Origin of the sequence: Arthrobacter crusticola, assembly GCF_004357995.1 — a bacterium.
Taxonomy (GTDB): Bacteria; Actinomycetota; Actinomycetes; order Actinomycetales; family Micrococcaceae; genus Arthrobacter_D; species Arthrobacter_D crusticola.
In genome coordinates this window covers 73,564-98,048 of record NZ_SMTK01000001.1, presented here as the reverse complement: position 1 = coordinate 98,048, position 24,485 = coordinate 73,564, and the positions used below count along the sequence as shown (strand labels likewise).

Genomic DNA, 24,485 nt, shown 5'->3' with positions numbered 1-24,485 from the left:
CGGCGTATAATGGATGCAAATGCATCTACCCGAACGAGGAGACCCCGTGCAGATCGGCATATTCACAGTCGGTGACGTCACCGTTGACCCCACCAACAGGACCGCGCCCACCGAATACGAGCGCATCAAGGCGATGGTGACGATCGCGAAGCATGCCGAGGAGGTCGGGCTCGACGTCTTCGCCACCGGCGAGCACCACAACCGGCCGTTCGTGCCGAGCTCGCCGACCACAATGCTTGGGTATATCGCCGCGCAGACCGAGCGGATCATCCTCTCGACCTCCACCACGCTGATCACCACCAACGACCCGGTGAAGATCGCCGAGGACTTCGCGATGCTCCAGCACCTGGCCGACGGCCGCGTGGACCTGATCCTGGGGCGCGGCAACACCGCGCCGGTCTACCCCTGGTTCGGCAAGAACCAGCAGGACAGCGTGGAGCTGACGGTGGAGAACTACAACCTGCTGCGCCAGCTGTGGGACAACGACGTCGTGAACTGGGACGGGAAGTTCCGCACCCCGCTGCGCAACTTCACCTCCACCCCCCGCCCGCTCGACGGCGTCGCCCCCTTCGTCTGGCACGGCTCCATCCGCACCCCCGAGGTCGCCGAGATCGCCGCCTACTTCGGCGACGGGTTCTTCGCGAACAACATCTTCTGGCCCAAGGAGCACTACCAGCAGCTCATCGGGCTCTACCGGGAGCGCTACGCCCACTACGGCCACGGAACCCCGGAGCAGGCGATCGTGGGCCTGGGCGGCCAGTTCTTCATCCGCCACAACTCGCAGGACGCCGTGAGGGAGTTCAGGCCGTACTTCGACAACGCCCCGGTCTACGGCCACGGCCCGTCCCTTGAGGAGTTCACCTCGCAGACTCCGCTGACGGTCGGCAGCCCGCAGGAACTGATCGAGAAGACTCTGACCTTCCGGGAGTTCTTCGGCGACTACCACCGCCAGCTGTTCCTGGTCGACCACGCCGGCCTGCCGCTGAAGACCGTCCTTGAGCAGCTGGACCTGCTGGGCTCCGAGGTCCTGCCGACGCTGCGCGCCGAGTTCGCCAAGCGCACCCCGGCCACGGTTCCGGCCCCTCCGACCTTCGAAAACCGGCGCGCCGCGGGGGCAACCTCACCGGCGGTGTCCCGTGGGTGAGGGCACGGAACTCCCACCCATGCGCCTCACGGCCGAGGCGTGGGAGTCGCTGTTCCGCGCCCAGGTCGCGGTGATGAAGGTCCTGAGGCAGGACGAGGCCTTCAAACAGCTCGGCATCCGCGACTACGACGTGCTCTTCAACCTGAGCAGGTGCGCCACCGGGTGGGCACGGCTGAATGAGCTGAACGCGAACCTGCTGATCAGCCAGCCGAGCCTGAGCCGGATGGTGGAGCGGCTCGAGGCCAAGGGGCTGATCCAGCGCCGGCCGGCCAAGAACGACCACCGCGGCGTGGAGCTCTCCCTGACCGAGGAGGGCCGGGCGCTCCAGAAGCGCATCGGCACCTCGCACGTGCGGGTGATCCAGGAGACCCTGGGGCCGGTCCTGAGCGTCGAGGAACTCGAACAGCTCCGCACGCTCACCACCAAGATCAGTGCAGGGGTGGAGCGCCACTCCTGACCCGGGGCCGGCAGCCGGCCCCTATGCTGGGGGCACGGCACCCATCCAGGGTCAGCCGTACGAGCGAAGGCGGCCCCATGCACAGCTTCACCCCCGACGACGTCCCCGACCTCACCGGCCGCCGCGCCATCGTCACCGGGGCCAACAGCGGCATCGGCCTCCGGGTCGCCGTCGCCCTGGCCCGGAAGGGCGCCCACGTGGTGCTCGGCTGCCGCGACGCGGGGCGGGGGGAGGAAGCCGAGCAGCACGTCCGCTCCGTCAGCGGCAGTTCGGCGGTGGAGCTGCGCCTGCTCGATCTGGCCAGCCTCGCCTCCATTCGGCGGTTCGCCGCCGGCTGGGAGCACCCGTTGGACCTGCTGATCAACAACGCCGGGGTCATGGCGCCACCGCGCAGGGTGCTCACCGATGACGGCTTCGAGTCGCAGTTCGGAATCAACCACCTCGGCCACTTCGCCCTGACCGGGCTCCTCCTCGGACAGCTGCGGGCGGCCGGTGATTCCCGCGTGGTGACCGTCTCAAGCCTCGCCCACAAACGCGGGCGCCTGAACTTCGGGGACCTCCAGTCCGCCCGGGCGTACCGTCCCTGGGCCGCATACGGCCAGAGCAAGGCGGCCAACCTGTACTTCACCATCGAACTCGACCGGCGTGCACGGGCGGCGGGGTGGCAGCTCACGGCGGCGGCGGCGCACCCGGGCCTCGCCCGCACCAACCTGGTGCGCAACCGCCAGGCGGGACCGGTGCTCGACCTGCTCGGCGGTTTCCTCGGCGTGCTGAGCCAGTCCGATGAGGCCGGCGCGCTTCCGGTGCTCTACGCGGCCACCGCATCCGACGTTGAGGGCGGAGACTACTACGGGCCGGACGGCCCCGGGGAGACCCGCGGAAACGTGCGCCTCGTGGCGCCTTCCCCGCGCGTCCTTGACCCCGAAACCGCCGCACGGCTCTGGGATCGCAGTGTCGAACTGACCGGGGTCGACTACCGGGCCCTCGAGCCGCGCACCTGACGCCTGGGCTCCCGACGCCCAAGCGGCCGGGCTCCCGGGCAGCGGCGATTTCAGGCAGGCATGAGGGGGCTGCAGCGGTCTAGATCCGTGCGGCGTGCGGGGCCCGCACCCGGCCGACGGCCTCGACGACCGCGGCGGCCGCCGCCTCAAGGTCCGCCGCCGTCGCCTCCGGGATCCAGGAGAGCCGCAGCGCCGTGGTGGCGGTGTCGGCGTCGAGACCCAAAGCGAGCAGGACGGCGGAGGGCTCGTCCGACCCTGCGGCACAGGCGGAGCCGGATGACGCCACCACGCCGAGGCGCTCCAGTTCAAGCAGCACCGATTCGCCGCTGAGGCCGGGAAAGCAGAAGGAGGCGAGGTTCGGCAGCCTCCGCTCGGGGTGCCCGGTCAGGACGGCGCCCGGCACCCCGGCCAGGACGTGGGCGATGAGCCGGTCCCGCAGCGCGGTCGAGGCCTCCGCGGCAGCGGCCCAGCCCCGCCGGGCGGCCGTCAGCGCCGTCGCGGCGCCGACGGCGCCGGCCACGTTTTCGGTGCCCGAACGGCGCCCCCGCTCCTGGCCGCCGCCGTGAATCAGAGGTTCCACCGGGACCCTGCGCCGGAGGTACAGCACCCCGGAGCCCTTCGGCGCCCCGAGCTTGTGTCCCGAGATGCTCAGCGCGTCGACGCCCAGCGCCTGGACGTCGAGGGGAAGCCACGCCGCGGCCTGGACGGCGTCGGTGTGGAAGTACACCCCCCGACTCCGGCAGATCCCGGCGAGTCGGGCGATGTCCTGCACGGTGCCGACCTCGTTGTTGGCATACATCACGCTGCACAGCGTCGTCTCCGCGGTCAGTGCGGCCGCGAGCTCTTCCGGGTCGACCGTCCCTGCACCGTCCACCGGCAGGACGGTGATCCGGAAGCCGTGGAACCGCTCGAGGTAGGACAGAGGCTCGCGGACCGCGGCATGCTCGGCGGCGCTCGTGACGATGTGCCGTCCGCGCGGCGCAGCGAGCGCTATCCCCTTCAGCGCAAGGTTGTTCGCCTCGGTGCCGCCCGAGGTGAAGACCACCTCCGCCGGCCGGCAGAACAGGTCCGCGGCGACGGCCTCCCGCGCGGAAGCGAGGGCAGCCGCGGCGGCCTCACCCACCGCGTGGTGGCTTGAGGGATTGCCGAAACCACCCGTCAGCAGCGGCCACATCGCCTCAAGCACCTCCCGCCGCACCGGCGTCGTGGCGGCGGCGTCGAGATAGATCATGACCGCAGCTCCGCCGGGAGCCGGGCACCTGCCGTCGCCCCGGCGCCGACGTAGCCGGGGGCCTCAGGCCGGAAGTCGAGGCCGAGATCGAGGCTGCGGACGCTGTGGGTCAGGGCCCCCGAGGAGATCAGGTCGACGCCGGTCGCGGCGATGGCGGCAACGGTTTCCAGCGTGACGTTGCCGCTGGCCTCGACGAGGGCGCGGCCCCCGACCCGGCGGACCCCCTCGGCGAGCTCGGCCAGGGAGAAGTTGTCGAGCAGAATCGTGTCGACCCCCGCGGCGAGCACCGGCTCGATTTGGTCGAGCCGGTCGACCTCCACTTCGAAATGCACGGTGTGCGGCAGCCGCACCCTTGCCTCCGCGAGGGCGGCGGTGAGTGCCTTGGGGCCGTCCGCGGACAGCAGGGCCAGGTGGTTGTCCTTCACCAGCACCGCGTCCGAGAGGCTGAAGCGGTGGTTGAACCCGCCGCCGCAGCGCACCGCGTACTTCTCCAGCGCCCTGAGGCCGGGCGTGGTCTTGCGGGTGTCGACAATGCGTGCGCCGGTTCCGCGGACCGCCTCGACATACCGGGCGGTGAGGGTGGCGATGCCGCTGAGCCGCTGAGTGAGGTTGAGCGCGGTGCGCTCGGCGGCGAGGATCCCCGCGGCGGGACCGGAAAGGGTCGCGAGCACGGCGCCTGGGGCGAAGGCATCGCCGTCGCTCAGCTGCGGCTCCATGGTGATGCGCGGGTCGGTCAGGCGCATTGCCGACTCGATGACCTGCGCCCCGCAGAAGACCCCGGCCTCCCGGGCCGTGACGGCCCCGGTGGCCAGGACCGACGGCGCAATGAGGCCCTGGCAGGTGATGTCGCCCCAGGGTGAGTCCTCGGCGAGCGCGGCTAGAATCACCGCATCGAAGACCGCGGCGGACGGGGCGGTGGCTGCTGCCGGTGGGGTCATTGGGGGAATCCTTCCTCGGGGGTGGAAGCGCGGACGTACGCCGTGCTCCCGGGAACTTTTCGCGGATCGGCCAGCGGGAAATCCGACCGGTGGTGGGCGCCCCGGCTTTCCCTGCGGGCGGTGGCGGCGTGCACCAGCAGCCGCGCGCACAGCAGGAGGTTGACGGTTTCGAGTTCCTCGATCGTGCTGCCGACGGGCGCGTAGGCGGCCAGCTGCTTGGCTGCCAGTTCGAGCCCGGCCGCGTCCCGGAGGACCCCGGCCTGCCGGGTCATCAGGCGCTGCAGCTGGGCACGGTCGAAGGGTTCGCCGGCGTCCGGGGAGTCAAGGGCGAGCGGGTGGGCCGGGAACGCTGGCCACGGGGCCTCCGGCGCGGCCAGGGCTTCTGCCGTCCGCCCGGCGAAGACGAGTCCCTCGAGGAGCGAGTTCGAGGCGAGCCGGTTGGCGCCGTGCACGCCGGTGCAGGCGGCCTCCCCCACCGCGTACAGGCCGGGGAGCGAGGTCCGGCCCGAAGTGTCGGTGCGGATCCCGCCCATCCAGTAGTGCGCGGCGGGCACCACCGGGATTGGTTCGCGCGCCCAGTTCAGGCCGTGGCTCGCGGTCAGGGAGGTCAGTGAGGGGAACCGGCGGGCGAGGAAGGGACCGCCGAGGGCGGTCGCGTCGAGGTACACACACCTTTCACCCCGCGCGGCGAGGTGCTGCGCGATGCTGCGTGAGACGACGTCGCGCGGTGCCAGTTCACCGTCCGGGTGGTAGGCGGAGAGGAAGCGGGTTCCGGAGGCGTCGCGGAGGACCGCGCCCTCGCCCCGCACCGCCTCGGAGACGAGCGGGCTGCCGGCGACATCGAGCGCGGTGGGGTGGAACTGGAAGAACTCCGCGTCGGCCACCACCGCTCCGGCCCGCCAGGCCACGGCCACGCCGTCACCGGTGGCCACCGCCGGGTTGGTGGTGTGCTCAAAGAGCCTGCCCGCCCCGCCGGTGGCGAGCACGACGGCGTCGGCCGTGATCTCCCGTGCAGCGGGCTCCCCTGCGGTGGCGGGACCCGCCGGGCGGACGTGCACGCCCGAGACGCGGAGTTTCGCGGGCGTGCCCGCACGCAGCAGGTCCGTGACGACGGTGGATTCAAGGATCCGCACTGAGGCGTCGGCCCGCACCGCGCGGATCAGGGCGGCGGCCAGCGCACGGCCGGTCGCGTCGCCACCGGCGCGGAGGATCCGGGCCGCGCTGTGGGCGGCCTCCCGGCCGCTGGCGGGCGCACCGCCGGCGCTGTCGAAGCGGAACCCGACGGACTCAAGCCAGCTCACCTGGCCCTGCGCCCCCGCGCACAGCAGCCTGACCGGGTCGGGGGCGGCGAGGCCCGCGCCGGCGGCCAGGGTATCGGCCACGTGGGCGGCCACGCTGTCCCTAACGCCTCCCCGGGGACCGGGCTCGGACGGCTCCTGTCCGGGGGCACCGGACAGCACTGCGGCCATGCCGCCCTGGGCATACCAGGTGTTGCTCTCCTCGAGGGCGGCCTTTGTGATCAAGGTCAGCTGCGCGCCCGGCAGGGAACGGCGGATCCGGAGCACCGTTGCCAGCCCTGCCACCCCGCCGCCCACGACGATCACCCGGCGCGGGGCGTCCGGGTGGTCGGCAGGGACCGGGGTCATGGCCGGACCGCGAGCATGCGCTGCAGGGCGGTCCGGGCGGAGCCTGCGGTGGCATCCGCGACGGTGATCCGGTTGCGCACGTCGCCCTCGAGCAGGCCCTCGAGCACCCAAGCGAGGTACCCGGGGTGGATCCGGTACATCGTGGAGCAGGGGCAGATGACGGGATCGAGGCAGAAGATCGCGTGTTCGGGGTGCTCGGCGGCCAGGCGGTTCACGAGGTTGACTTCGGTACCGATGGCGAAGGTGGTGCCCGGCGCACCGGCGGCGATCGCCTTGCGGATGTAGTCGGTGGACCCTGCCTCGTCGGCGGCGTCGACGACGGGCATCGGGCACTCCGGGTGGACGATTACACGCACGCCCGGGTGCTCGGCCCGGGCCTTCTCGATCTGGGCGACCGTAAAGCGCTTGTGGACGGAGCAGAAGCCGTTCCACAGGATGACGCGGGAGTCGAGGAGCTCCTGCTCGGCGAGGCCGCCGAGGTCCTTGCGCGGGTTCCACAGCGGCATCTGCTCCAGCGGAACACCCATCGCCTTGGCGGTGTTGCGGCCCAGATGCTGGTCGGGGAAGAAGAGCACCCGCTGCGCCCGCTTGAAGGCCCACTCGAGCACCGCGGCGGCATTGGAGGAGGTGCAGACGATCCCGCCGTTCTCGCCGCAGAACCCCTTGAGCGCCGCGGAGGAGTTCATATAGGTGACCGGGAGCACCGGGACCCTGCCCTCGGCGTCGGGTTCGGTGCCGTACACCTCGGCGAGCTGCTCCCAGCAGTCGGTCACCGAGTCGATGTCGGCCATGTCCGCCATGGAGCAGCCGGCGGCGAGGTTGGGCAGGATCACCGCCTGATCCGGCCGCGAGAGCAGGTCGGCGGTCTCGGCCATGAAGTGCACGCCGCAGAAGACGATCGCCTCGGCCTCGGGGCGCTGGGTTGCCGCGCGGGCGAGTTGGAAGCTGTCCCCGACGAAGTCGGCGTGGCGGATGACTTCGTCGCGCTGGTAGAAGTGCCCGAGGATGACCACCCGGCTGCCAAGGGCCTGCCGCGCCGCGGTGATGCGCCGGTCCAGTTCGTCGTCGCCGGCCCGCCGGTATTCCTCGGGCAGTTCGCCCTGGCGGGGGGTCGCGGCGGGTGCGGAGTCGGCCATCGAGGCGCCCGGCCCGTAGGTGGGCACGGGTGTGTCGAAGGCCCACGGGCCTTCGGCGAGCGCGGAGGAACAGGTGCTGCGGGCGGCCGGGGCGGCCTGGGCCTGGGCCCGGGTGATGAGCTGGACCGCGGTGTTGACAGAGGTCATGGGGTTCTCCTGGGGAAGCCGGGATCGGGTGAAGCGGCGCCGGTGTAGCGGTAGAGGCGCGGCGGGCGGTGCCTGCCGCCCTGCTGGAAGGTGTCCGTCGGAACGATGTCGGGGGTGGCCCGGAGGTGGCGGCGGAAGTTGGCCGGGTCGAGTTCCCGGCCCAGGACCGCCTCGTAGACCCCGCGCACCTGGGCGAGGGTGAAGGACTCGCCCAGGAAGGAGAAGGCGATCGGCCCGTATTCCATCTTGTTGCGCAGCCGCCAGAGGGCGTATTCGACGATCGTGTTGTGGTCGAAGGCGAGGTCAGGCAGGGCGTCGGCCGGGAACCACTTCACGTTCTCCGATTCGCGCGCGAGGTCCGCCTCCCCCGGCTGCACGAGGGCCCAATAGACAATGGAGACCAGCCGCTGGGTGGCGGCACGGTCGAGCCCGCCGAAAGCGTAGAGCTGTTCGAGGTACCGGGGGGCGAGGCCCGTGGTTTCGTTCAGGTTCCGGGCCGCGGCGTCCTGGAGGGATTCCCGGCCGGACAGCGGCCCGCCGGGCAGCGCCCACTTGCCCAGGTGCGGCTCGCGGATCCGCCGCACCAGGGGCATCCAGAGAGCCTGCCGACCGCCGTCGGAGCGGAGGGCGAAGATCACCGTGGAGATCGCCAGAGCCGGAGGGAGTTGGTTGCGTTCGGTCACGTTCGCCGAGCCGAAGTCCATGCCTGCACCGCCCTCGAAGTTCAGTCCGCCGCGGCAGCCCCGGTTAAAGTCACCATGACTATAACAGGTCCCCAACCCCTGCGGCAGGGCCCCCCGAGGCCGCGGCCCGCATCAGCGGCAGGGTCCGCGCCTCGAAGTGGGTGTTGAGGACGATGACGCTCGAGGAGCGGATGACGGTCCGGGTGGCGATGATCGCGTCGATCACGCGCTGCAGGTCGGCGTTGGAGCGGGCCGTGACCCGTGCCAGCAGGTCGCTCTCCCCCGACACGGTGTGCAGTTCCTGGATCTCGGGGATCTCCGCGAGCGCCTCGGCCACCGCGTCGTGGCCCGAATCCTGATGGATGATCAGTGAGCAGAAGGCCGTCACGCCGTACCCCATGGAGCCGGGGTCGATGCGGGGGCCCCAGCCGTTGATCACCCCGCTGCGCTGCATCCGCTCAAGCCGCGCCGACACGGTGGCCCGCGCGACCCCCAGGACGCGGGATGCCTCGAGCACCGAGATCCGGGGGTTGTCGGCGAACAGGTCAGCGATGCGGACGTCCAGCCGGTCGATCTCCATGGGTTGCCTTCCTCCGGACACACAGTGCCCTGCCGCGGCGCCGCCCGGACCACCCTGGCCGGGACTGTCCGGGCCGGGGCCGATTGAGTGCGGACGCCTGTTTGTAGAGACAATAACCGCAGAATGAAGCAGTCTGTACAGTCGGATACGCCCACCCGGCGTTCACTGCGGCAAACTGCGGAGGATCGACGCGGCAGATTGCGCAGGACCTCCGGGTACGGATACCGTCGCCCAAGACCCCCTACGCAAGGACGCACCATGGAATCTCCGACACCTGCGGACCCGAGCGAGCTCGAGGAGCTCTACCGGCTCCTCGCCGCCGTCCGGCAGCTCGACACCGCCGCGGTCCGCTGGCAGCGCCAGGGCATCATCCCCGGCTACGCACCCCTCCTCGGGCAGGAGGCGGCCCAGGTGGGCAGCGGCTACGCCGTCGATCCGACCCGGGACTTTCTATTCCCTACCTACCGGGAACTCGGCGTTGCCCGCGCCGTGGGCGTGGACATGGTCGAATACATGGCCACCCACAAGGCAACCTGGCATGGCGGGCTCTACAACCCCGCCACCACCCACTTTGCCCCCATCCAGGCAGTAGTCGGCGGATCGGTGCTCCACGCCGTGGGCTGGGCGCACGGCCAGCGGCTGGCCGGGCCCGGCGAGGACGGCTACAACGTGGCCCTGAGCTACTTCGGCGACGGCGCCAGCTCCCAGGGCGACGTCCATGAGGCGATGAACTTCGCGGCCGTGATGAAGGCACCCGTCATTTTCTTCGTGCAGAACAACGGCTGGGCCATCTCCGTGCCCACCGAGCGCCAGGTGGCGGGCGGGTCCGTCGCCGCCCGGGCCGCCGGGTACGGCATGCCGTCGCTGAGCGTTGACGGCAACGACGTAACGGCGGTGCTTGAGGCCACCCGGCAGGCCCTGGCGCACTGCCGGGACGGCGGCGGCCCGATCGTCATCGAAGCCCGGACTTACCGGCTGGGCCCGCACTCAACGAGCGACGACCCCGGACGCTACCGGAGCCTGGATGAGGAGCAGTCGGCCCGCCGGTCCGATCCGCTGGCCGCCTGCGAGGCCCTGCTGCGCACGCGCTTCGGCACGCCCGACTCGTTCTTCGCCGGAGCCCTCGCCGCGGCCGAGGCCGAGGCCGAGGCCGTCCGCCAGGGTCTTGAAGGCCTCGCTCCCCGCCCGGGAAGCGAGATGTTCGACTTCGTCTTCCAGGAGCCCACCCCCGCACTGAAAGCCCAGGCCGCCGCCTGGAGGACGGAATCCGAGCATGTCTGAGACCCTGTCGGGCCCCCTGTCCCCCGCCGGCAACGGGGCGGCCGCACCCGCGCCGCTGACGCTCTCGATGCAGGGAGCCCTGAACCGTGCGCTCGGGGAGGTCCTCGAGGACAACCCCAAGGCCCTGATCTTCGGTGAGGACGTCGGCCGCCTCGGCGGGGTCTTCCGCATCACCGACGGACTGCAGGCCCGCTTCGGCGCCGAACGCGTCTTCGACACCCCGCTCGCCGAATCCGGCATTCTGGGCATGTCCGTCGGCCTGGCGATGGCCGGCTTCCACCCCATCCCCGAGGTGCAGTTCGACGGTTTCGCGTATCCGGCGGTGAACCAGATCGTGTCCCAGATCGGGCGCATGAATTACCGCAGCCGCGGAGCCCTGCCCATGCCGATCGCCCTGCGCGTGCCCAGCTTCGGCGGAATCCGCGCCCCCGAACTCCACGGGGAGAGCCTCGAAAGCCTCTTCGTCCACGTGCCGGGTCTGAAGGTCGTCTCCCCCGCGGACCCGCACCAGGCCTACCACCTGCTCCGCCTCGCCGGGTCGATGCCCGATCCGGTGATTTTCATGGAACCCAAGGCGCGCTACTGGCAGAAGGGCCCCGTCGATCCCGCGGACGCCGGTGCGCTTGAGGGCGCACGGATCGTCCGGTCCGGCCGTCACCTGACCCTCATCGCCTGGGGCGCCATGGTCTCCCGCTGCCTGCAGGTCGCCGACCTGGCGGCCGAGGACGGCATCGAGGTGGAGGTGCTCGACCTGCGCTGGCTCAGCCCGATCGACGCCGACGGCCTCGCCGAATCCGTCTCCCGCACCCGGCGCGCCGTCGTCGTCCACGAGGCGCCGCGCAGCAGCGGGCTCGGGGCTGAAATCGCAGCCCTGGTCACCGAAAGGTGCTTCAATACCCTCAAGGCGCCGGTGGAACGGGTGACTGGATTCGACGTCCCCTACCCGTCGGGCGACCTTGAGGACGAGTACATTCCCAACATTGACCGGATCCTGTTCGGAATTCAACGCGTATTGGAGCACCGCCGTGGCTGAACTTTCATTTCCCCTGCCGGACCTCGGCGAGGGCCTCATCGAGGCAACGATCCTCGAGTGGCTCGTCGCCGAAGGTGACCAGGTCGAGCGGAACCAGCCCCTCGTCGAGGTCGAAACCACCAAGTCCGCCGTCGAACTGCCCTCCCCGCAGGCCGGTACAGTCGTGAAGGTCCACGGTGATGCGGGCTCGATGATCGCCGTCGGCGATCCGCTGATCGTCTTCGAGGTGCCGGACGACACGGCCGGCATCGTGGGCACGGTGCCGGCCGAGAAGCCTCCGGCCCGGCGCGTGCGGCTCAGTGCCGTGCTCGACGACGACTAGGCACCGGCCCGCGGCGCGGGCATGGAAACGGCAGGAAAGGACAAGGAATGGGACGGCACCGCGACCACCTGGTGGAGGGATCGGATCCGCAGCTGAGCGTGGCGCTGCATCCGCCCGCCTCCGACGCCGGGCTGCGCCCGGTGCTGCTTCTTCATGGCTTCGCCTCCTCGACGAAGCTCAACTGGGTCGACACCGGCTGGATCCGCTACCTCAACGAGGCCGGCCGGACCGTTCTCACCGTCGACCTTCCCGGACACGGCGACAGCGCCGCACCGGAGGCGCGTGACTCCTACTCCCCGAGCCGCATCCGCGCCGACCTCCTGCAGGTCCTCCAGGACCACCACGTGGTGCCCCTGCGCGAGGGCGTGCCGGCCAGCGGCGTCGACATCATCGGGTACTCCCTCGGCTCCCGGCTGGCGTGGGAGTTCGGCGCCACCCAGCCAGAACTGATCCACCGCATGGTGCTGGGCGGCCCCGGCAGCGGTGACCCGCTTGCCGCATTCGACCTCGCCGCGGCGCAGGAGCTCCTCGCAGAAGGCACCCCGATCCAGGATCCCCGGACCGCCGAGCTGATGCGGATGGCCCGGCTCGTGCCGACGAACGACGTGTTCGCGCTGCTGACCATGGTGGAGGCGGTCAAGGACGAGCCGTTCACTCCCGCCGAAGCCGTGCCCCGCATGCCGCTGCTGCTGGTGGCCGGCGAGAACGACGACCTCGCCGCGACGGCGCAGGAACTGGCGGACCTTGCCCCGCAAGCGGAACTCCTGACGCTTCCCGCCCGGACCCACGCCAATGCCGTGACCTCGCGCGCCTTCAAGTCCGCCGCCGTGGCCTTCCTGGCCGCCTGAGCCCGCCCCCGCGCCGCACGCCGTCCGCCGAAGAGGGCGGGCGCAGCGGATAAACTTTAGATAAAGGGATCTGCGCCGTGGGCAAAAAATGGTTGGCGCAGGATACAATCGGGATAAGTCGTCAGCAGACTTACCTTTTTGTGACACACAGCTTCCCCTTACTCAACACCTTCCCGGGAGAACACCCATGGATGTGCTCCTTGCCGAGCGGTACCAGACCACCGACCTGCTCGGGGTCGGCGGCGCCGCCTCCGTCTACCGGGCGGTCGACCGCAACCTGCAGCGCGACGTCGCGGTGAAGGTCTTCAACCCCACCACCGCCGATGACGACGATTACCGCAGGCAGCACACCGAAACGCTCCTGCTCTCCACCCTCAACCACCCCGGTCTCGTCACGCTCCACGATGCGGGGCTGCACCAGGATGAGGACGGACGCACCACCGGCTTCCTGGTGATGGAACTCGTTGACGGCGAAGACCTGCGCAAGCTGCTGAAGAAGGGACCTCTCGCCCCCGCCGCCGTCGCCCAGGTCGGAGCGGATCTCGCCGACGCCCTCGCCTACATCCACTCCCACGGAGTGGTCCACCGCGATGTGAAGCCGGCGAACATCCTGATGTTCCACTCGGGCGAGAATGACACCCGGCTCTACCCCAAGCTCACCGACTTCGGCATCGCGCGCATGGTCAATGCCACGATGGCCACGGCCACCGGCGCGACCATCGGCACGGCGAACTACCTCAGCCCCGAGCAGGCACAGTCGGGCGACGTCGACGAACGCAGCGACATCTACTCCCTTGGCCTGGTCCTGCTCGAGTGCCTCACCGGCGACAAGGCCTTCCCCGGGCCGATCGTGGAGGCGGCCCTGGCCCGCCTGCTCCGTGATCCCGAGATTCCGGAATGGCTGGGCGCCGACTGGGCCGGCCTGCTCACCCGCATGACCGCCCGGAACCCCCAGGACCGTCCCGACGCGCATGAGGTTGCCCTGCTCCTGCGCGCCCACTCCGACGAGGGAGCGGGCTTCTGGGGGATCGGCACACCCCAGGCGGCGGCCGATCCCGCTCCGGCTGACGACGGCGACGGGGTCTCAACCGGCGGAATCACCACCGGGAACATCCACATCCCCGATCCGCCCTCGCACGCCCCGAGCCTCGGTTAGTCCGGGCCAGCGTTAGTTCGGGCACGCGTCGTCCGGGGGCACCGCGCTCAGCGGGGTTCGCCGCCCTCGACGTCGTCCTCTTCGGGCTCGAAGTTTGAGGGCTCGTCGAGCGTCGTGGCGCCGATTCCCTCCTGGTTGTCGGGGATGGTCCCCTCGGGACCCGCCCCTGTGTCCTGCCCGTTGGCGTCTTGCCCGTCGGTGTCCTGCTTCTTGCCGTTCGGCGTCTCGGTCATCTCATCCTCCGGCGTAGGTGTTCATTACTTCGATCCTAGGAGTCCCGGCGGCAAGGCAAAAGACCGGAGGGCCAGGTTGGTTTCCTGGCCCTCCGGTCTTTTCTCTGCGCTGCCTTTGTGCACCCGGACGCCGCCGTCGACGGCCCCGGGCGCGTCGGCTAATGCTGGGAGACTCCAAGCGGCGCACCGCGGGTCTCCCGGGCCAGAGTGACCCCTACGAAGGAGATGGCGCACAGGATCATGATGTAGATTGCCACGGCCCCCGACCACTTGTAGGTCTCAAGCAGCAGCTGCGCGACCATCGCCGCAAACGCCCCGCCCAGGATCGCACCGAGCGCGTACCCGATGGAGATTCCGGAGTAGCGCACATTGGCGGGGAACATCTCCGCGTACATTGCGGACATGGGCCCGTACGACAGGCCCAGGCCGATGGTCAGGACGAACAGGCCCAGTCCGTAGAGGAAGATGTTGGCGGTGTCCACGAGCAGGAACATCGGCAGCATCCAGACGAACACCAGGGCGTAACCGAGCTGGAAGGTCCGCACGCGGCCGATCCGGTCGGAGAGCCAGCCACCGACCATGGTGAAGATCAGCCAGCCGAAGGAAGCGAGCGTCGTGGCCAGCAGCACCGGGACCACGGGCATCTCCAGCGCCGTGGTGGCGTAGGAGATGAAGAACGCGATGACCAGGTAGCCTGCGGCGTTGTTGCCGATGAAGATGACGGCGGCGAGGAGCACCTCGCGGGTGTTCTTCCGGAACAGCTGGCGCAGCGGCGCCTTGCTTTCGCCCTTGCGGGCGAGCATCTCCTTGAAGACCGGGCTCTCACTGACGGCACGCCGGATCAGGTAGCCGACGACGATCAGCACGACCGACAGCAGGAACGGCACCCGCCAGCCCCACTCGAGGAACTGATCCTCGGGAATGGCGGAGCGGAGCAGCAGCAGCGTGCCGGTGGCCAGGATCATGCCGATCGGAACGCCGATCTGGGGGTAGGCGCCGAACAACCCGCGTTTGCCTACGGGGGCGTGTTCGACGGACATCAGCGCCGCCCCGCCCCATTCGCCGCCGGCCGAGAAGCCCTGGACGATGCGCAGGAGGATCAGCAGGACCGGCGCCCACACCCCGATGGAGGCATAGGTGGGGAGGAGGCCGATCAGCGCGGTCGCCGCGCCCATCAGGATCAGGGTGAAGACCAGGACCGACTTACGACCGATGCGGTCACCGAGGTGACCGGCGACGATCGCTCCAAGGGGCCGGAAGAGGAAACTGATGCCGATTAGGGAAAAGGCGAGGACCTGGGCCAGGCCCGGGTTGGACTCCCGAAGCGGAGTGAGGAACAGCGCGCCCAGGACCGTAGCGGTGAGCTGGGCGAAAATGAAAAAGTCGTACCACTCGATCGTGGTGCCGACGAGGGTGCCGGCCAGGACGCGGCGCTCCTCGCGTGAGGTGCGGTGCTCCGCGGCGTTCGCGGTGAAAGACGTCATTGTCACTCCAAGGGACGGAAAACATTACCGACAGAACGTTCGGTATGTGATGTCCATCATACGCAGACCTCCCCCGATTGGGGAGATTCCGCGGGCCGTTTGCCGCAGGTCAGGCGGCCGCGCCGGACTCGCGGCAAGCGGCGGGGTGTCCGCGCGTCAGCTGTCCGTGGCGCCGGAAGGGGCGGCGGCGTCGACGGATCGGCGGTGCGCCCGGAGTCCTGCCGCGCCGCCCAGTCCGAGAACCAGCAAGGCTGCGGCCGCCAGCACCGGCACCGCGAAGGCCGCCCCGGTTCCCACCCTCTCCGCGAGGGATCCGGCGACGGCGGAGCCGAGGGCGGACCCTGCGACGATGCCGCTGGCGAGCAGGGTCATGACCGTGCCGAGCAGGCGCCGGGGTGCCACCATCGACCCGATGCTGAAGATCGAAACCATGGTCGGGCCGACGGAAATGCCGAGGAGGAACAGCACGACCACCATTGCCGGAATGCCCGACGGCAGGAAGAGCAGCGCGGCCAGGCCGACCATGCCGGCCGCCGAGGCGATCCACCGCCAGGAGTGCGCGAAGGTGGCGGGCCAGAAGGCCACCGACAGGGCGGCACCAGCCGAGCTCAGCCCCATCACCGCGTAGAGCAGCCCTGCGGCGGAGGCGGCGTCGAACTGCCCGGCGAAGGCGGTAAGCGTCGTCTGGGTCCCCCCGAAGAAGGTGCCCATCGCGACCATGCCCAGCACGGGGATGGAGATCAGCAGGCGTGACCGCCGGCCGGTCACGGCCGGCCCCGGCTCCTGAGCCTGGGAGCGGCCGCGCGGGGATCCGACCAGGCGGCCGGTCGGGTGGACGGCGAACGCGCTCACCATGGCCAGGGTCAGCACCGCCGCAAGGGTCAGGGGGACCCAGGGGGCAGCGAGGCTTGCGAGGAGGCCGACCAGGGCGGGCCCGAGGACGAACGTCAGCTCGTCGGCGGTGCTTTCGTAGGACATGGCCGTGTCGAGGTCGGCGGGCCTGCCCGTCATCGCCACCCAGCGCACCCGCGCCAGCGGCCCGATCTGGGGGGAGGTGAACCCGGTGAGGAAGGCCGCGGCCAGGACGGGGACGGCGGCCGCGGCGGCGGTCCCGGTGAGGGAAAGGGCGAGCACCACCAGCGCCACGATGGCGACGGTATTGAGGGCGGCCGCCGGCAGCAGGACCACCCGCTGGCCGAAGCGGTCGGCGAGGAAGCCGAGAATCGGTGCGCCGAGGGCGGAGCCGATGCCGACGGCGCCGGCCGCGAACCCCCCGAGCGCGTAGGAGCCGCTGACCGAGGTTACGATGGTCAGCGCACCGACGGTCAGCATGGCAAGGGGCAGTCGTGCCAGGAACCCGACGGAGAGGAAGGAGGTGCCGGCCAGCTGCGGGAGGCGGCCGAAGCGGCCAAACCGGCGGGGCCGCTCAAGGGCGGCGGGGGAACGTTCGGCGGCGGGACTGAGGGAAGGGATCGCGTTCATTGTCATCCGGGTGCTTGGAATTGCGCATCGTCCCTCCTCCCGATGCGCCCTACCCGGTAACTGAGCGAATCTACACCATCTGGAGTTGATCCACAAATTCCAGGCGGGAGCCTTCCCGGTCCTTATGGACCTGGAGCTGGGCCGGGATGCGCAGTTTCAGTTCGGCGACGTGGCTGACGAGGCCGACGACCCTGCCTCCGCTGCGCAGGCCGTCGAGGGCGTCCATCACCTGTTCCAGTGCCTGGTCATCGAGCGAGCCGAAGCCCTCATCGACGAAAAGCGTCTCGATGTCGATGCCGCCTGCCTCCTGCTGCACGACGTCGGCGAGGCCGAGCGCCATGGCCAGGGAGGCCATGAAGGATTCCCCACCTGAGAGCGTCGAGGTGTCGCGGCGGTTTCCGGTCCACCCGTCGATGACGCTCAGCCCCAGCCCGGCCTTCTTGTTCCCGGCCAGGGCGTCGCTGTGCACGAGGGCGAAGCGCCCGTCCGTCATGGCCAGCAGCCGTTCGGTAGCGGCCTCGGCGACCTGTTCGAGGCGTGACGCGAGGACATAGGTACTCAGCGGCATCTTGTACCGGTTCTCGCCGCCGCCGCGGGCGGCATCGGCCACCGAGCGCAGCAGCGCGTGCCGCTCCCGCAGCGGCGCAACGGCCGCCTCCTGTTCCATCAGCAGGGCGTTGTAGGACTCGAGCTGGGTTCGAGACTGTTCAAGCAGCCGCACGGCCACGGCCTCGTCGGCCGCCCTCTCCCCCAGCGCGGTGTAATCGCGGCCAGCGGCCTCGACCTCGTCCTCAGAGGGGACGGAGCGGCCCTCGGCCTCGTCCTCAAGGGCGGCGGTGATGTCGGGGCTTTCCCTCTCGGCCTCGAGCCGGTGCCCCGCCGCCTCATGGGCGCGGATGCGGCGCAGGTTCTCCTCGAGCGCCTCCGCGTCGAGGAGGGCCTCCCGGACGGCGGCGGCCCCGTCGAAGTGGGAGCCGGCGAGGGCGTCGGCGAGGGCGCTTCCGGCCTTGTCCCTGCGCCCCGCGGCCCGGTCGAGGGCCTCGAGGGCCTCCCGGGCCGCGACGAGCACGGCACGGGCGGAATCGACCGCCGACGCGCGCTCGTGGAGGGTACCGAAACCGCCCCGGTGGTGCTCGAGGCGCGCTGCGAGTTCCCCGGCCTGGTCCTCAAGGCTCCGCAGCTGGGCGGCGGCCTCGGCGGCGGCCCGGCCCGCGTCCTCCTGCTGCGCGAGGATCTGCTGTTCCCTGGCGACGAGCGCGTCGATCCGTGCCGCTGCATTCTCAAGCTCCTGCTGGGCCCGCCGCGCCTCGGTGAGCCGGGCCTGCGCCTGATGTGTCGCCTCCCGGGCAACGGCCGCGTCCCGTTCACCGCCGAGGGCGGCGAGCCGGGCCGCTTCAAGCACGGCGGCGTCCCGCAGTGCCCGCGCCTCGTTCAGGCGTTCCTCCGCCGCTGCGTGGGCCTCCCTGGCCGCCTGTTCGTCGGCGTGGGTCACCCTTTCGTCGGCGCCCGCCCGGGCCGGGGCGGGGTGCTCGAGGCTGCCGCAGACAGCACACTCCTTGCCGTCCTCGAGCTGGCCGGCGAGCTCGACGGCGGCCTGCTCAAGGCGCAGCTGCAGCCGGTTCAGCCAGGTTTCCTTGAGGCGGAGGTGCTCCTCGTGTGCTGCCGTGTACTTCGTCTCGGCCACCGAGCGCCGCTGCTCCGCCTGCGCATGCTCGGCGATGGTGGCCTCAAGCGCCCGGGCAGCCTCAAGCGCCTCGGCGCACCGGGTCTCCTGCCCCGCGGTTTCCCTCAGCCCTGCGGCTTCCTGCTCAAGCAGTGCCTTGTCCGCGCGCAGCTGGCCCAGCCGCTCCTCAAGCCCGGTGGTGCGGTCGGCCAGTGAGGCACGCTCCGCCGAGATGTCCCGGATCCGGTCGTTGAGTCCCTGCAGCCTGTCTTCGTCGGGCAGTGCGGCCTGCAGCACCCCCAGCTCCGAGGCCGCGGCGCGGGCCGCGGCCTCGAGCCGGGCGGAAGTGGGCTCCAGATCGAACAGGGCGTCGGCGCCGTCATCGGCACGCATGAGGTAGGCGGCCGCGGTGCCGTCGGCCCGCAGCGCATGGATGGCGCTGTCGTAGCGGGTACGGCAGTCATCGTGTTCCAGGCCGGCGTCTTCTGCGGCGTCGAGGACCCCGGCCAGCAGGCGGGCCTCCTGGTGCCGCTCCACGGCCGCGGCAAGCGCCGCCACCGCCGCGGCGCCGGCGTCATGGTCGGCCTGCGCGGTACGGTGCCGCTCGAGCGCGACCGCCCGTGACCGAGCCGTTGCGAGCCCGGAGTAGCGCGCCTTGTCCTGTTCCAGCTGCTGTGCCGTCCGGCCTGCCGCCGCCGCCGCTTCGGCGGAACGGGCAGCGACGGCTTCCAGCAGCGCCTGCACGACCGCCTGGCCGCCCGGCGCGGGCCCGCCGTCGGCCGGAGGATCGGCTTCGATTCCGTGCCGTGCCGCCTCGTCGAGCGCCCGCTGGATGGTCTGCCGCTGTCCGTCCTCCGCGCCGGCCAGGCGGGAAGCCGCCTGGCCGGCCTGGTCGCTCAGCAGCTTTTCGATGTTCTCGAACCGATCCGTGGAGAACAGGCGCTGGAGCAGCTCGCGCCGGGAACCGGCATCGGCGCGCAGGAAGGCAGCGAACTCACCCTGCGGCAGCATCACCACCCGGGTGAACTGTTCCTTGTCCATGCCCAGCACGTTTAGCAACTCGAGGGCGGCTTCGTCATTGCGGGCGGACTTCTGCACCCAGGCGCCGTCGACGAATTCCTGAAGCAGGGTCCGGGCCTGCTCGGTCGTGGTTCCGCCGCCGCGCTTCGAGGGCCGCTCCCACTGCGGGGACCGGGTGACCGAGAACCTGCGCGCGCCGACGGTGAACTCGAGCTCGACCTCCGGAGCGAGCCCGACGGGTGCATGGTCGCTGCGCAGGCGCTTGGCGCCCTGCCGGACTCCGGGCACCGATCCGTACAGCGCGTAGCAGATCGCATCGAGCACACTCGACTTCCCCGCACCCGTCGGGCCGTTGAGCAGGAACAGGCCCTGGGCGCTCAACGCGTCGAAATCCACGACCTGCCGCCCGGCGAAGGGGCCGAAGGCCTGGATTTCAAGGCGGGAGATCCTCACGCTGCGTTTCCCCTGTTCCTGTTCACTGGGCTGCTTCCGGGCCGGTCATTGCCTGGGCTGGTCATCTATTAGGTCCCACCACCGGCGGCTCACCGCTCGGAGGCAAGGCTGAGGGCGGCGTCCACGGTTGCGGCCAGGAGTTCCCGCTCCTCGGGTGAGGCCTCCCGCGAGCGGACGTGCTCGAGGAACCCGCAGCAGATTTCGGCGTCGTTCGTCGCCGCGGCGATGCGCTGGCTGTAGGTGCGCAGGTCACCGGTGTGCCCGCCCTCGGGCTCGAAGGCGAGGACGAGGGTGTCGGGGAAGCGGGCGCGGAGCCGCTCCATGGCGCGCGGCGGACGCTCGGCGTCGGTGAGGGTGATCGAGCAGTACGCGTGTTCGGCGTAGGTGAGTGACTCATCACTCAGGAGGTCCTCGATACGGCCCTTGAGCACGGCGAGTTCCTTGGGCGCCGGCCACTGCACGGGCGTCACCTGGCCGAGTCCCGCAGGGGTGATCTCCACGAGCCAGGCACCCTTGGTCTGGCGGGCCTCGGAGAAGGAGTAGGCAAGCGGAGAACCGGAGTACCTCACCGTGGGCGAAAGCTTCTGCTGCCCGTGCAGATGGCCCAGCGCCGTGTAGTCAAAGGAATCGAACAGGTCCAGCGGTACCGCGCCGAGCCCGCCCTGTGCCAGTTCCCGCTCGCTGTCCGAGCTGATGCCGCCGCTGGCGAAGGTATGGGCCATCACCACCGAGTGCACGGTGCCGGAGGACCTCCGGCGGCGCAGGTCCTCCTGGATCAGGCCCACGGCGGCACGGGTGACGCTTGAGTGGGTCGGCTCGACCGACAGGGCGCCCGCGACGACCCGGGGCTCAAGGTAGGGGATGCCGTACACGGCGAGTTCGGCCCCGGCACCGAGCGGAAAGGTGACCGGCCGCCCGATGTCCTCGGTGCGGGTCCGCAGGTGCACTCCCCCACGTTCGAGGATGCGGCCGCCGAAGCCCAGCCGGGTCGCGGAGTCGTGGTTGCCGCTCGAGATGACCACTTCGGCGCCCGCCCCGCGCAGCCGGTCGAGCGCCTCGTCGAAGAGCGCGACGACATCCACCCCGGGCAGGGCCCGGTCATACACATCCCCGGCAACGAGTACCACGTCCACCTGGGCGTCACGGACCGTCTTCTCGAGGTTGTCCAGAAACATCCGCTGGGCCGCGAGGGTTCCTGCTCCGTGGAAGGAACGGCCGAGGTGCCAATCCGAGGTGTGGAGTATCAGCATATTTTTACGCTACCGCCCGCCCCGGACATTCCTGCGGGCACCGCGCGGGCACCGGGGAAATTCCGCCCCGAAAGGGTATCCCGGCGCCCGCTTCCCTGCGGGGAGGCTGTCAGCTGCGGCCCGTCGTCCCGGGTCCCTTGTCGAAGAAGGAGCGCACGTCGTCCGGGGAACCCGCAGGAGCCGCAGGACCGGCTGGGGGTGCCGCCGGAGCGGGTCGTCCCATGACCGGAGCTCCGATGCCGGCGCCGGCAGTCCCGGTGGAGACGGACGGAGCGGCATCGGCGGCCCCGGCGGCCGCACTGGGCGCCGCCGATGCGGCGGACCTCCGGCCGGCTGCGTCGAAGCTCCGGAAGACCAGGCCGGCGATGACCGCTCCGACGAGCGGCGCCGCGAAGAACAGCCACAGCTGGGCGGGCGCCCAGTCACCGGTGAACAGGGCCGAGGCGGTGGATCGTGCCGGATTGAGCCCGCCGTTGGTGACCGGGAGCAGCAGGGTGAGCAGGGAGGCGTAGGTCAGGCCGACCGCGAACGGTGCGGTGCTCCGGCCCGCGTGCCGGGCAGTGGCGCCGAGGAACACGGCGACGAGAATGGCCGTGCAGACGGCCTCGGCCAGGAACGCACTGCTCAGCGGGAACTGCGCCACCGAATGCTCCTCAAAGCCGTTGGAGGCCGCCGCGAAGAGTCCGTTGACGTCCGTCAGCTGGGAGTTCGCGCTGAGCAGAAGCCACAGGAAGCCGGCGGCGGCAAGGCCACCGACCAGCTGGGCCAGGATGTAGGGCAGCACCGAGCCCCAACCTGTGCGGCCGGCGACGGCCGAGCCGAGGGTGACGGCGGGGTTGAAATGCCCGCCGGAGATGTAGCCGAAGGCGATCATCGCCGCGAGCAGCGCGAATCCGAAGGCCAGGGTCGGAGGCACCCCGGACTGGGTGTTGAGCATGGTGACGCCCAGTCCGGTGAGGACGACGACGAACGAGCCGACCGCCTCGGCGGCAGTCCGGGCCGCCGGGCCGTAGGAGCGCAGGGGCAGTGCTCCGGTCCGGTCTGGTCCGGCGTCCAGGTAGGGATGGATTTCATGCGACATAGGGCAGTGCGTCCTTCGGTTGGGGCCTTCGGCTGTACCCGCCACCCTCGCTCGCGCTCCCGGGCGGCGGCGCACAGCCGTCCAGTCTCCCATCCTAGGCGGACCTAGACTTGAACGATGGCACACCACGCAACCTACCCCCAGCGGGTCTCCGGGAGTCTGCTCGGCGGCGCACTCGGAGACGCCCTTGGCTACACGGTCGAACGCGACAGCCTCGAGGCGATCCGCACCCGGTTCGGCCCCGGCGGGGTGACCGCTCCGCCGGAGGACGGTTCGCCGTTCGTCTTCTCGGATGACACCCAGCTGACCCTGTACACGGTCGACGGACTCGTCGAAGCGCTCGAATGGGCCAATGACGGCGTGTCGGCCGACGAGATGGCCATTCTCTGGCTGGCCTACCTGCGCTGGCTTGCCACGCAGGGCGAAACCCCTCCGGAGCCCGCGCCGGTTCCGCCGCCCCGGTGGATCGACGCCCAGGAGGTCCTGCACCACCGCAGGGACCCCGGCAACGCCTGCCTGACCGGGCTGCTCACCGGGGTCATGGGAACCCGGAAGCGTCCGCTCAACCCACAGGCCAAGGGATCCGGGGCGCTGATGCGCTCCGCTCCGTTCGGTCTGGTGCCCCGGATCCCCGGGGAGATGGCGGACCGGTTGACCCTCGACGCCGCCGCCCTGACGCACGGCCATCCCGCCGCGCAGACCGCCGCCGCCGTCTTCAGCCACCTCATCCGCGCCCTGGCCCTCGACGGGCTCGACCTTGAGGCCGCCGTGCAGTCCGCCGCCGCCCACGCCGGATTCCTGGGCGATACGGAGCTCGCCGGGAGCCTCACGGCTGCGGCCGCCCTTGCCGCCGGTGGTCCTGTCGCGCCCGAACGGCTGCCCGACGAGCTGGGCCACGGATGGCTCGCCCCGGAGGCACTCTCGATCGCCGTCTATGCCGCGCTGGCGTCCGCCCGGCCGGACCCCGCCGAACACTTCACCTCCGGCGTCGTCCTGGCCGTGAACCACGACGGAGACAGCGACACGACCGGCTCGGTCACCGGGAACATCCTGGGAGCACTGTACGGGGAGGCCGCCCTGCCCCGGCCGTGGCTCGACCGCCTGGACGGCACCGAGGTGATCCGGGCCGTGGGCTCCTCCCTCATCAAGGCGGCAACCGGCGAGTAGCCGACCCGCCCCGCGGTGGCGGGACCGGCCGCCGGGGTGAACCTGCGGCGGGGCCTACTGGCTGCCGACAGGCCAGAGACCGCCGATCATCTGCAGGAACTCCGCCTCCGAGAGCACCTCGATCTGCTGGCCGCGCTCGTGGAGTTCGAGCACCCGGCGCGCCTTGCCCGTGACGCGGCCGTTGCGCAGATCGGAGGCCACGAATCCGTCGCCGACCACCAGCACCGTGGTGCGCCGGGTGACCGCGCTGGCCGGCTGCGCCCCCACCCGAGCCGCCCGTTCCTTCGCCTGCGGACGGGACATGCCAAGGTCGCCCGTGAAGACGACGGTCTGCCCGTAGAGGGGGTGGTTCGCATCGGCGGCCGGGTTAGGCGCGGGGTTGTCGCCCTCCTCCGGCCAACCGGCCCACCCTGCCGCAGCGCCGCGCTCCAGCGCCGTCCGGGTGGCCTTTGACAGTTCGTCGACACCGGGCTCATACGGCTCGGCCCGGGAAAGCGGGAGGCGGTGCGAAATCATCAGCTCCTCAACCGTCGACGCGCCGCTGCGGCGGGCAATGTCGACGAGGATGCCCGCGCAGGCCCGCGCGTCCTCCACCGCATCGTGGTGGTTCACCAGCGGAACCCCCGCCGCCTCCGCAACGAACGGAAGTGAGTAGGAAGCCAGGGAATAGCTGCGGCGCGAGAGCATCACGGTGCACGCATAGTCCCAGCCGGGTCCTGGGAGCTCCGACACTTCGAGCGCCGAACGGATCACTCCGAGGTCGAAGGCGGCGTTGTGGGCAACCAGGATGTCCCCGCCGATGAAGCCGCCGATCTCGGGGAACAGCTCGCCGAACCGGGGTGCGGTGACCACCTGGTCGGCGGTGATGCCGTGGATGGCGGTATTGCGGGAATCGAAGTAGTCGTGGCCGGCGGGCGGGCGCATCAGCCAGGAGGCCTCGTCAACGACTCGTCCGTCCCGGACCTTGGTGAGTCCCACTGCGCAGGGCGAGCCCCGAAACCCGTTAGCTGTTTCAAAATCGATCGCCGTGAACTCAATTCCCACCCCTC

At 70.8% G+C, this 24,485-nt stretch carries 22 protein-coding genes; 9 read left to right on the top strand and 13 right to left on the bottom strand.

The window, feature by feature from the left end; all coding sequences use genetic code 11:
- Positions 1 to 46 precede the first annotated feature (46 nt).
- The 3 genes from E2F48_RS00485 to E2F48_RS00475 all read left to right on the top strand — a co-directional run bounded on the left by E2F48_RS00485 (position 47) and on the right by E2F48_RS00475 (position 2,602).
- Complete coding sequence (locus E2F48_RS00485) at positions 47 to 1,144, top strand: LLM class flavin-dependent oxidoreductase (RefSeq protein ID WP_133402088.1); 1,098 nt, start codon at positions 47 to 49, stop codon at positions 1,142 to 1,144.
- Complete coding sequence (locus tag E2F48_RS00480) at positions 1,137 to 1,601, top strand: MarR family winged helix-turn-helix transcriptional regulator (protein WP_425455737.1); 465 nt, start codon at positions 1,137 to 1,139, stop codon at positions 1,599 to 1,601. Before E2F48_RS00485 ends, E2F48_RS00480 begins: the two co-directional genes overlap by 8 nt.
- Positions 1,602 to 1,678: 77 nt before the next feature.
- Positions 1,679 to 2,602, top strand: coding sequence for an oxidoreductase (locus tag E2F48_RS00475; RefSeq protein ID WP_133402086.1), 924 nt, complete (start codon positions 1,679 to 1,681; stop codon positions 2,600 to 2,602).
- 79 nt (positions 2,603 to 2,681) lie between these two features.
- Here E2F48_RS00475 and E2F48_RS00470 read toward each other — a convergent pair whose 3' ends face one another.
- Genes E2F48_RS00470 through E2F48_RS00445 form a run of 6 tightly spaced genes read right to left on the bottom strand, consistent with a single transcriptional unit; the run spans position 2,682 to position 8,963 of the window.
- Positions 2,682 to 3,833 carry a cysteine desulfurase family protein gene (locus E2F48_RS00470; protein ID WP_133402085.1) on the bottom strand — a complete coding sequence of 384 codons (1,152 nt, stop codon included), beginning with the start codon at positions 3,831 to 3,833 and terminating at the stop codon, positions 2,682 to 2,684.
- Positions 3,830 to 4,771: a carboxylating nicotinate-nucleotide diphosphorylase gene (gene nadC, locus E2F48_RS00465; protein ID WP_133402084.1), complete on the bottom strand. Its 942-nt coding sequence runs from the start codon at positions 4,769 to 4,771 to the stop codon at positions 3,830 to 3,832. The genes E2F48_RS00470 and nadC overlap by 4 nt, the downstream gene beginning before the upstream one ends.
- The gene (nadB, locus tag E2F48_RS00460; RefSeq protein ID WP_133402083.1) at positions 4,768 to 6,417 is read right to left on the bottom strand and encodes an L-aspartate oxidase; all 1,650 of its coding nucleotides are present in this window, start codon (positions 6,415 to 6,417) and stop codon (positions 4,768 to 4,770) included. The genes nadC and nadB overlap by 4 nt, the downstream gene beginning before the upstream one ends.
- A complete protein-coding gene (nadA, locus tag E2F48_RS00455; RefSeq protein ID WP_133402082.1) occupies positions 6,414 to 7,700 on the bottom strand; it encodes a quinolinate synthase NadA in 1,287 nt (428 codons plus the stop codon). The genes nadB and nadA overlap by 4 nt, the downstream gene beginning before the upstream one ends.
- The gene (locus E2F48_RS00450; protein WP_133402081.1) at positions 7,697 to 8,404 is read right to left on the bottom strand and encodes an NUDIX hydrolase; all 708 of its coding nucleotides are present in this window, start codon (positions 8,402 to 8,404) and stop codon (positions 7,697 to 7,699) included. The genes nadA and E2F48_RS00450 overlap by 4 nt, the downstream gene beginning before the upstream one ends.
- 58 nt (positions 8,405 to 8,462) lie before the next feature.
- Complete coding sequence (locus E2F48_RS00445) at positions 8,463 to 8,963, bottom strand: Lrp/AsnC family transcriptional regulator (RefSeq protein ID WP_133402080.1); 501 nt, start codon at positions 8,961 to 8,963, stop codon at positions 8,463 to 8,465.
- A 258-nt stretch (positions 8,964 to 9,221) separates the two neighbouring features.
- Here E2F48_RS00445 and E2F48_RS00440 point away from each other — a divergent pair, with 258 nt between their 5' ends.
- The 5 genes from E2F48_RS00440 (at position 9,222) to E2F48_RS00420 (ending at position 13,603) form a co-directional block, all read left to right on the top strand.
- Positions 9,222 to 10,244: a thiamine pyrophosphate-dependent enzyme gene (locus E2F48_RS00440; RefSeq protein WP_133402079.1), complete on the top strand. Its 1,023-nt coding sequence runs from the start codon at positions 9,222 to 9,224 to the stop codon at positions 10,242 to 10,244.
- Positions 10,237 to 11,277, top strand: coding sequence for an alpha-ketoacid dehydrogenase subunit beta (locus tag E2F48_RS00435; RefSeq protein ID WP_133402078.1), 1,041 nt, complete (start codon positions 10,237 to 10,239; stop codon positions 11,275 to 11,277). The genes E2F48_RS00440 and E2F48_RS00435 overlap by 8 nt, the downstream gene beginning before the upstream one ends.
- Positions 11,270 to 11,599: a biotin/lipoyl-containing protein gene (locus E2F48_RS00430; protein WP_133402077.1), complete on the top strand. Its 330-nt coding sequence runs from the start codon at positions 11,270 to 11,272 to the stop codon at positions 11,597 to 11,599. The genes E2F48_RS00435 and E2F48_RS00430 overlap by 8 nt, the downstream gene beginning before the upstream one ends.
- A 47-nt stretch (positions 11,600 to 11,646) precedes the next feature.
- Positions 11,647 to 12,447: an alpha/beta fold hydrolase gene (locus E2F48_RS00425; protein ID WP_133402076.1), complete on the top strand. Its 801-nt coding sequence runs from the start codon at positions 11,647 to 11,649 to the stop codon at positions 12,445 to 12,447.
- 187 nt (positions 12,448 to 12,634) lie between these two features.
- Positions 12,635 to 13,603: a serine/threonine-protein kinase gene (locus E2F48_RS00420; protein WP_133402075.1), complete on the top strand. Its 969-nt coding sequence runs from the start codon at positions 12,635 to 12,637 to the stop codon at positions 13,601 to 13,603.
- A 47-nt stretch (positions 13,604 to 13,650) separates the two neighbouring features.
- Here E2F48_RS00420 and E2F48_RS00415 read toward each other — a convergent pair whose 3' ends face one another.
- From E2F48_RS00415 to E2F48_RS00390, 6 genes are all read right to left on the bottom strand, one after another.
- Entirely contained in the window at positions 13,651 to 13,836 is a 186-nt protein-coding gene (locus E2F48_RS00415; protein WP_133402074.1) for a hypothetical protein, read from the bottom strand.
- A gap of 158 nt (positions 13,837 to 13,994) precedes the next feature.
- Complete coding sequence (locus E2F48_RS00410) at positions 13,995 to 15,320, bottom strand: MFS transporter (RefSeq protein WP_133402073.1); 1,326 nt, start codon at positions 15,318 to 15,320, stop codon at positions 13,995 to 13,997.
- Positions 15,321 to 15,476: 156 nt separating this feature from the next.
- On the bottom strand, positions 15,477 to 16,808 hold the full coding sequence (locus E2F48_RS00405; RefSeq protein ID WP_133402072.1) for an MFS transporter: 1,332 nt from the start codon (positions 16,806 to 16,808) through the stop codon (positions 15,477 to 15,479).
- A 64-nt stretch (positions 16,809 to 16,872) separates the two neighbouring features.
- A complete protein-coding gene (locus tag E2F48_RS00400) occupies positions 16,873 to 19,938 on the bottom strand; it encodes an AAA family ATPase (protein ID WP_133402071.1) in 3,066 nt (1,021 codons plus the stop codon).
- An 89-nt stretch (positions 19,939 to 20,027) separates the two neighbouring features.
- The gene (locus tag E2F48_RS00395; RefSeq protein ID WP_133402070.1) at positions 20,028 to 21,188 is read right to left on the bottom strand and encodes an exonuclease SbcCD subunit D; all 1,161 of its coding nucleotides are present in this window, start codon (positions 21,186 to 21,188) and stop codon (positions 20,028 to 20,030) included.
- A gap of 109 nt (positions 21,189 to 21,297) precedes the next feature.
- Positions 21,298 to 22,269: an aquaporin gene (locus E2F48_RS00390; RefSeq protein ID WP_165968653.1), complete on the bottom strand. Its 972-nt coding sequence runs from the start codon at positions 22,267 to 22,269 to the stop codon at positions 21,298 to 21,300.
- A 117-nt stretch (positions 22,270 to 22,386) separates the two neighbouring features.
- On the opposite strand from E2F48_RS00390, the gene E2F48_RS00385 reads away from it, so the two are divergent.
- Positions 22,387 to 23,436, top strand: a complete 1,050-nt coding sequence (locus E2F48_RS00385) for an ADP-ribosylglycohydrolase family protein (RefSeq protein WP_133402068.1) — start codon at positions 22,387 to 22,389, stop codon at positions 23,434 to 23,436.
- A 54-nt stretch (positions 23,437 to 23,490) separates the two neighbouring features.
- Here the strand turns inward: E2F48_RS00385 and E2F48_RS00380 are convergent, their stop codons facing one another.
- Positions 23,491 to 24,480: a 3'-5' exonuclease gene (locus tag E2F48_RS00380; RefSeq protein WP_133402067.1), complete on the bottom strand. Its 990-nt coding sequence runs from the start codon at positions 24,478 to 24,480 to the stop codon at positions 23,491 to 23,493.
- Positions 24,481 to 24,485: the final 5 nt, after the last annotated feature.